The organism is uncultured Acetobacterium sp., from assembly GCF_927416815.1.
Taxonomy (GTDB): Bacteria; Bacillota; Clostridia; order Eubacteriales; family Eubacteriaceae; genus Acetobacterium.
The window spans coordinates 21,317-28,916 of record NZ_CAKMJU010000103.1; the positions used below are offsets into that span (position 1 = coordinate 21,317).

Consider the following 7,600-nt stretch of genomic DNA (forward strand, 5'->3'; position numbering starts at 1 on the left):
TAACGAAACAGACTTTCGATTGGAAAGATTGAAATGAAAATGGAGGTTTTATGATAGAAAAAGAGAATAGCAGCCCGAATAGAAGAAAAAAATCGATCCTTAAAATAGGTATGGCCAGCGTGATCATCACCTGTGTGGTAGGAACCGCCAGTTCCTTTGTTTTTGCCAAGGAGATCAAGGTCACCGTTGATGATACCGAAAGAATGCTCAGTGGTGGCATGTTCCAGAGTGTCGGTGCGGTGCTAGAAGGTAATGGCATTGAACTAGGAGATCAATATTCCGTCAATGTCGATACCAACTCGGTGTTGTTTACGGTTAATCATGTTGAAGTGAAAAGCAAGGCTAGCGGTCAACTGTCTGTTGATGGAAAAACGATTATTTATCAGACCGAAGCCGAAACAGTTGGTGATTTACTCAATGAGTATGATCTAAAACTAAATGATCTTGACCGGGTTGAACCAGGCAAGTCTACATCATTAAAAGATGTCAAAGAAGTTGAGGTCATTCGGGTACAAGTTGATGAACTGCCAAGCCGGCAGGTTGTCACCTATACCACCCAGAATAAAGACAACCCGGAAATGGAAACCGGCAAAACCAAGCTTATCCAGGTTGGCGTTGACGGCGAATCCAGCCAAGTTGAACGGGTGCTTTATGAAAACGGGGTGGAAGTCAAGCGGGAAATTATTTTCGATGAAATTGTAACAGCGCCGATACCAGAAATTGTTGAAGTTGGCACGAAAGCAGCGATTGTAGCCCCGGCTCCCGTCACGGAAGCGCCAGTTGTCGAAACCCCGGCAGAACCGCAAGCACCTGTGGTTGAAAGCCCGGCTGCAGCCCAGGCTCCGGTGGTCGTAACACCAGCTACTGCTCCAACTCAGACAACCGCCACCACTACCATTCCCGAAGGTGCTGTCAAAATGACGATCCAATGTACCGCTTATACGGCAACCGGGAATGCCACCGCATCGGGTGTGATGCCTAAAGCGAATCATACCGTAGCAGCCTGGAAAGGTTTGCCCTTTGGAACCAAGATTTATATTCCGGCGATGGGCACCACCTATACGGTTGAAGATCGCGGCGGTGCAGTTACGGAGGGAATCGTTGATATTTATATGGATTCCTATGATGCCTGCATTCAATTTGGACGACAGAACTTGGAAGCTTATATTATTTATTAAATGAATCAAAGACAAAAGAAGGATGTGCGTGGCACATCCTTCTTTTGTCAGAAAAGTATCTTAAAGTAAAAAAAGCAGCAACCGATCACATGGTTGCTGCTTTATTTTTTTAGATGCCTTAAGACCAGCGCCCGATAATCAAAGGGATTGGTGATATCGCGGGAGTAGGGAATGGCGGCAAGGCTAAGTGACACATCGGCTTCAACAGCGTCATACTCGAGAATTAGAGCATTGAAGGCATCGGTAATCTCCTGATTGATCAGCAATTGATTTTTTACAGAAGTGTTTTCCATCAGAATACTGAAGATGCTGCCATCGAGAATATAAATCAGGTGGTTACTGTAGCAGTGGCTCTTGATAATTTTTAAGGTTTTATAGAGGATCTCGTCCCAGAGCCGGGAACCGTTGATGGTTTTTAGCTCATCCAGATGATTGATCGTAATCATTTCCAGAGTCAGAATGGTTTCGCCGCGGGAAGCGCGATCCATGGCATATTTGAGATCCTTATAGTAGGCTTTTTCGATCGTCAGTCCCGGACTTTCTTCGAGATTATCATAGGATGCAATTTGCTGTTCCAGATTTTTTTTGAAATGGAACAGTTCGCGAACCTTTCTAATCAATAATGCCGAACTCCATAAAATCATCGGAATCACCAGTAGCCAACCGATCTGATAAAATTTAAAGGGAACATCAAGGTAGAAAACCGAAATCAGCGACAAAATCACATAACTGCACAAGAGTAGAATCATAAAAAAGATACTGGCGCCATAGGGCATCGCAATGGTAAAGATCAGGCAGGTGAATAAAATAAACACCACCGAGTAATCAATAAAATTAAATTCTGAGGCAGTAAAAATCAGGAAAGCTCCAAAAATCATTAATCCCATAAAGAAAAAAACAAGCGGCGGAACCATATTGGTTAAGCTGGGCTTTTTAAGGAATTGAAGGTTCGTTTTTTTAGTTGGTTGAGCTTGTTTTTGCTTGATTGCCCTATCTTTACGTTTTTCTGGCTTTGCTTTTTGGGGCTTTGCCTTTTTCGGCGGTAGCGGTTCTTGATTAATTGGCGTTTCTGTTGTCAGCGTTGTTTTTTCCGGTTGGCGTTCTGGTGTTGTTGCCATTTCTGGGGGCGGATCGGGTTTTATTATTTCCGGGCTAACCTCAGACAGTGGCGGCGTCGACTTTGTTTCGGCAAATCTGGAATTGTCAAAAACATCATCGGTGCCAACAGGATTGGCGAGCTCGGATTCAGTTGGTGCTTTAGGGATAGCTGCGGTTCGCTCCGCTTCATATGCGTAAGGGGTGGTTCGTCCCAGAATTTTTGATAGGGTGGGTAGTTCCTCCTCATCTTCTTCGGTTTCGCCGATCGGTATGGAAAAACCTGCCCGGTCACTGAGTGGCAATGGTTGACTGGTAAGCAGATCACCATTAAAAGCCAACTGATTTGATCGGGTTTCGAAAGGACGGGAATTGAGGACGGCCTGATCGAGAGCATCGTCATCCGAGATATCTACCCCGGAAAGAAAATCTGTGCCGGGTTGGAAGGGATCATCAGAGATGGCCACTTCAACAACATTAGGATTCATTTCTCGCGAAATAAAGCCTTCTTCAGTGAGTGAAGCAAGCTTAGCATCAATTCGTATTTCGCATTCCTGGATGGTGGCATCCAGATGCTGTTTTTTTTCGAGAATAAGATCCAATTTACTCGGCTGGATTTTACTACTATTCATATATATCCATCGCTTTCGCAAATAATTTCGTTGCAATATTTTTGGTCATTGACTTTATCATCATAATCGTCGATGATAAAGAAGCTTTTAGAGGTGGCGAATTCATACAATAAATTTAAAATAGTCCTCTACAACTACACATTATAGCAAAGAATGTGTTTATATTAAAGAGAAAAACGAAAAAAAGACAGTTATTCCTGCTCAGTCGTGTTTAAGTAATGAGCGCTGCTTAAAAATGCTTTTAAAAAGCGGTTTTATGTTAATGGCTGTGGAGTAAAAAAATAAAAAAAAACAACGATTAAACACGTTGCATTAAATACACATATAGATGCGCTTAAAGTTGCAACTGGCTGTCATATAAATAAATACTTAGACCCTCTAGCTTTGCGTCCTTACCTTTTGGTAAGTTTGCCGAATATATAGTTAATCTCATAATAATACATATTTGTTATTCAGTCAAGTCCAAGGTTGTTATGAACGACTTATCTCCAAGGTTGATTTGTGGGTCAAAAGTGTGCGCATGCTAAGAATAATTCTCGCTTGTGGCGGTTTTTTTCTGATAAAATGGAGGCGAAACCATAAAGCTAGGGAGAAAAATGCTGTCAGGATTGAAAAACACTTATCAACAGCTTCGCATATAATTTTTTTCAAATGAGAAATTCAAAACCGTCTATTTTGGGGAATTAAATCTAGGAATTTAAATTATCAACTTTTATCTGTGCATATGTGGATAAGTTATAAAAAAACAATTAACAGGTGCGCTATAAAAAGGCTGAACAGAAAAGCCCGTGCTTAGGCAAGTTTTTGGGGAAAAGCAAGAAATCAACAAAACTTATCCACAAATGGTGGATAGAATTGACCAATATGTGGATAAACTTGTTGATTATCGGTTAAAATTAAAAAATTAAGTGAATTAAAGGAGCTAAATGTGGATAACTTTTTAAAAAAAGGGGAAAGAATTGAAGACTTAGGCCTTAATAATCTGAAGATCATCCAGAATCCGGATTATTTCTGTTTTGGCATGGATGCAGTTTTGCTGTCCTGGTTTGTCTCCCGGCGAACAAAAGGGGCTCCCCACGTTATTGATCTGGGAACCGGAACGGGAATTATTCCATTATTGCTTTATGGCAAAACAAAGGCAGCCTCGATCACTGGGTTAGAGATCCAGGAACCGCTGGTCGAAATGGCTAGACGGAGCATGGCCCTTAATGGCTTGTCAAACGAAATTAGGATCATCGCCGGGGATATTAAAGCGCCTGGTAGTGAGATTCTTCCAAACGCTTACGATGTGGTAGTCAGTAATCCCCCTTATATGCGGGCTCAGGCGGGACTTAAGAACAATTGTGAAACAAAAACTATTTCCCGCCACGAAATTTTATGCAGCATTGAAGATATTCTTATTTTCAGCAAGCGGATGCTAAAGGATCGCGGCCGTCTGTTTTTGGTTCATCGGCCGGAGCGGTTGGGCGATATTATTTCACTGATGCGATCTTATAAAATTGAGGTCAAGCACTTGCAATTTGTTTACCCATCCTTAAAAAAAGAAGCCAATCTGGTTTTAATTGAAGGACGAAAAAGTGGTAAACCAGGGTTAAAAACTGACACACCCTTGATTGTTTATCATGAAGATGGTGAATATACCCAGGAAATTTACGATATTTATGGGATGACCAAGCCGGAATAGCGGAGTTGTTCAGCGCCAGAGGCTGATCAATGGGGATCAAAAGATTAGTCAGAATGAATTGATTTATTTTCTCTGGGCAAGCGGTGATATAAAAAAATAGTAGAGGCTAGATATGCTGATAAGAATGCCAATGTTACAGAAGGGGTAATCTGTAACAAAGCTAAAAGGTTTTGCTTGTAAGCTAAAATAGGGTGGCTTATAATTACAAATACTATAGCAAAATCTGGCAACGAAGAAAGTTTATGATAAACATTAATTCAATGTTTGAATCATGAAAATAGTGGTATAAAGATGAGCAATGCAGCTAAAAATTCTGAAACCATATGCATTTCAGGTAAAGCTAGCATTGCTTATTTTAATATCATTGGATTTAATTATATACATGATAAAGGAGACACAATGGCTTTTACTTATTTTTTTAGAGATTTACAAACCCTTGAGATGATTTGCGACCATGCCATCCCGGAACTACGACTAAAACAGAAGATCAAGATCTGGGATGCCGGCTGCGCCATGGGGCCGGAACCCTATACGCTGGCGATGCTGCTGCGGGATCGGATTGGTCATATGTATTTTCGAAATGTCAAAATACAAGCAACAGATATCGATGGCAGTGACCTTTTCGATAAGATAATTTATGAAGCCGAATATCCCCGCGAGCAGGTGCAACGGATCCCAAAAGATATATTTGAAAAATATTTTATTAAGGTGGATAACAAGGAATGTTATTGTTTGATTGACGAGATAAAAGCCGCAGTCAGTTTTCAGAAACATGATCTTCTGACGTTTAAAAGCATTGGAAAAGATTTTGGGCTGATCTTGTGTAAAAATGTCTTGCTTCATTTTAATGAGCAGGAACGCATTAATGTAATCCGGATGTTTCACGATTCGCTCATCGATGGTGGATATCTGGCAATGGAACAAACCCAAAAACTCCCGGTTGAGTTAAAAGATTTGTTTGAGCCGGTTGTCTCAAATGCCCAATTATATAAAAAAGTCTAAAAAGGAACAAGATCATGAAAATTATCAATTTATCAGCGGGCAGAAAGATTTATACATCGAATGTTTATTTAGTTACTGGAGACTGGAATAAATTAAGTGATATCAATACCCTGATAGATGTTGGACGAGATCCGGCTATTTTAGATAAAATTGATCAGGCTTCCACCGGTGTCGGAAAAAAACGTGTCCAAAAAGTAATTCTAACACACAGTCATTACGACCATGCAACCCTTCTTCCAACAATAAAAAAACGTTACAACCCCAAAACTTTTGCCGCGTCATCGACGCTTGAACATGTCGATGTTATTTTGAAAGGTGGTGAACGCTTGAAAATTGGTGATCAAGAATTTGAGGTGATCCATACCCCGGGTCACAGCAACGATTCAATTTGTTTGTATTGTAAAAAGGAAAAGATTCTCTTCGCAGGAGATACCCCACTGGTGATTCGCGCCAAAGATACAACCTATCAAAAAGAATTTATAGAAGCATTGGAGGAAATTACAAAAAAAGATATTGAGACGATTTACTTTGGTCATGGAGAGCCATTAAAAGGCGAGTGTAAAAAAATGCTATTGAATTCACTTGAAAATGCAAGAAGTTAGCAGAAAGACAGTTAAGCTAGAATTAATTAAACAAGGGACATATAGGAGGTCACATGAAAACGTTTGCGAACATGAAGGTTAAAGCCAAGTTATTGGTGGGATTTATTATTATGGCTATTATTGTTGGGATTGTCGGGGTTGTCGGGATAACAAATATCAAGGCATTAGATGAATCAGACACTGAATTATATGAAAATATCACAGTGCCGATAGGTCAGGCGGGTCAGATATCAACAGCATTTCAACGGATGCGGGTTAATATCCGGGATATGATCATTGCCAATGATCCAGAAGTTATTAAAGAGAATGCAGATAAAATTGCTGAACGGCAGGCAGAAATAGATACCCTGACAGCTGAATTTGAAAGCCGGATTGTGTCCGACCAAATGCGGACCGCCTTTGATGAATTTGTCGAGGCGCGACAAAATTATAAAGGATCGATTACTGAATTAATGGCTTTAGCGAATCAAAATCAGGATGCCCAAGCTTTTGCGCTGATGGCAGAAACCGGATCATCAGGGATTGCAGCCCGGGCAGAGCAGGATGCCATTGCAAAACTGGTGGAGCTTAAACTGGCAGATGGTAGTGCCAAGGCCACCGCCAATACCGTTCAAGCCAATAGCGTGGTTACCACCATGATCATTGTTATCCTGGTCGGTGTGCTAATGTCAATTATGCTAGGTTTATTTTTAGGGTCGACCATTAGTAAGCCACTAAAAAAAGCGGCTGCGATGTTAAAAGAAATGAGCATGGGTCATTTGGGCATGCGCTTGAAGATGGACTCAAAAGATGAAATAGGTCAAATGGCTATTTCAATGGATAGCTTTGCCGATGATCTGCAGAATGTGGTTATTGGGACGATGAAACAGATATCAAACGGCGATGTTTCAGCAAATATTGAAATCAGAGATGAACTGGACGAGATAGCTCCTGCGCTAAAAGAAACCATTGAAAGCATCAGAGCGCTTATCGTTGAAGCAAATATGTTATCCCAAGCAGCCGTTGAAGGGCGATTGGATACCCGCGGGAATGCCGATGCATTTAACGGTGGCTATAAAGAAATTGTCGAAGGTGTCAATAATACTCTGGATTCTGTGGTCGGACCACTGAACGTTGCCGCCGAATATGTTGAACGGATCAGCAAGGGCGATATTCCGCCAAAGATCACTGACAGCTACAATGGCGATTTCAATGAAATAAAAAATAACTTGAATACCTGTATCGATGCCATTACGGCATTAGTTGACGATGCTGCGATGTTAGCCGAGGCCGGGATTGCCGGACAGCTGGATACCCGGGCAGATGCCAGCAAACACGGCGGCGACTTTGCCAAGATCGTCGATGGCGTCAATAGTACCCTTGACGCGGTCATCGGACCACTGAATGTCGCAGCCGAGTATGTCGACC

The 7,600-nt window shown here is 41.4% G+C and carries 6 protein-coding genes and 1 riboswitch; of the genes, 5 read left to right on the forward strand and 1 reads right to left on the reverse strand.

Translation table 11 applies throughout. The annotated features are described in order from the left end of the window. The first annotated feature begins 50 nt into the window (after positions 1-50). Positions 51-1,178 (forward strand): 3D domain-containing protein, encoded by a 1,128-nt coding sequence (locus tag QZ998_RS13425; RefSeq protein WP_296561340.1) that lies wholly within the window; start codon positions 51-53, stop codon positions 1,176-1,178. Between the two features lie 101 nt (positions 1,179-1,279). Here the strand turns inward: QZ998_RS13425 and QZ998_RS13430 are convergent, their stop codons facing one another. Next, positions 1,280-2,905 (reverse strand): hypothetical protein, encoded by a 1,626-nt coding sequence (locus QZ998_RS13430; RefSeq protein WP_296561341.1) that lies wholly within the window; start codon positions 2,903-2,905, stop codon positions 1,280-1,282. A 338-nt stretch (positions 2,906-3,243) separates the two neighbouring features. Then, positions 3,244-3,328: riboswitch (cyclic di-GMP riboswitch) on the reverse strand. A 505-nt stretch (positions 3,329-3,833) separates the two neighbouring features. Here QZ998_RS13430 and QZ998_RS13435 point away from each other — a divergent pair. The 4 genes from QZ998_RS13435 to QZ998_RS13450 all read left to right on the forward strand — a co-directional run. After that, positions 3,834-4,589 carry a tRNA1(Val) (adenine(37)-N6)-methyltransferase gene (locus QZ998_RS13435; RefSeq protein WP_296561342.1) on the forward strand — a complete coding sequence of 252 codons (756 nt, stop codon included), beginning with the start codon at positions 3,834-3,836 and terminating at the stop codon, positions 4,587-4,589. Between the two features lie 399 nt (positions 4,590-4,988). Beyond that, positions 4,989-5,591 (forward strand): CheR family methyltransferase, encoded by a 603-nt coding sequence (locus QZ998_RS13440; protein ID WP_296561343.1) that lies wholly within the window; start codon positions 4,989-4,991, stop codon positions 5,589-5,591. A gap of 14 nt (positions 5,592-5,605) precedes the next feature. Continuing rightward, positions 5,606-6,193, forward strand: coding sequence for an MBL fold metallo-hydrolase (locus QZ998_RS13445; RefSeq protein ID WP_296561344.1), 588 nt, complete (start codon positions 5,606-5,608; stop codon positions 6,191-6,193). Positions 6,194-6,246: 53 nt separating this feature from the next. Beyond that, positions 6,247-7,600 (forward strand): MCP four helix bundle domain-containing protein (locus QZ998_RS13450; RefSeq protein ID WP_296561345.1); only part of this gene is annotated, 1,354 nt, incomplete at its 3' end.

What these genes read in the sequence shown, in the direction of transcription:
- QZ998_RS13425 (WP_296561340.1), top strand. Translation starts at nt 51, where the DNA reads ATGATAGAAAAAGAGAATAGCAGCCCGAATAGAAGAAAAAAATCGATC.
- QZ998_RS13430 (WP_296561341.1), bottom strand. Translation starts at nt 2,905, where the DNA reads ATGAATAGTAGTAAAATCCAGCCGAGTAAATTGGATCTTATTCTCGAA.
- QZ998_RS13440 (WP_296561343.1), top strand. Translation starts at nt 4,989, where the DNA reads ATGGCTTTTACTTATTTTTTTAGAGATTTACAAACCCTTGAGATGATT.
- QZ998_RS13445 (WP_296561344.1), top strand. Translation starts at nt 5,606, where the DNA reads ATGAAAATTATCAATTTATCAGCGGGCAGAAAGATTTATACATCGAAT.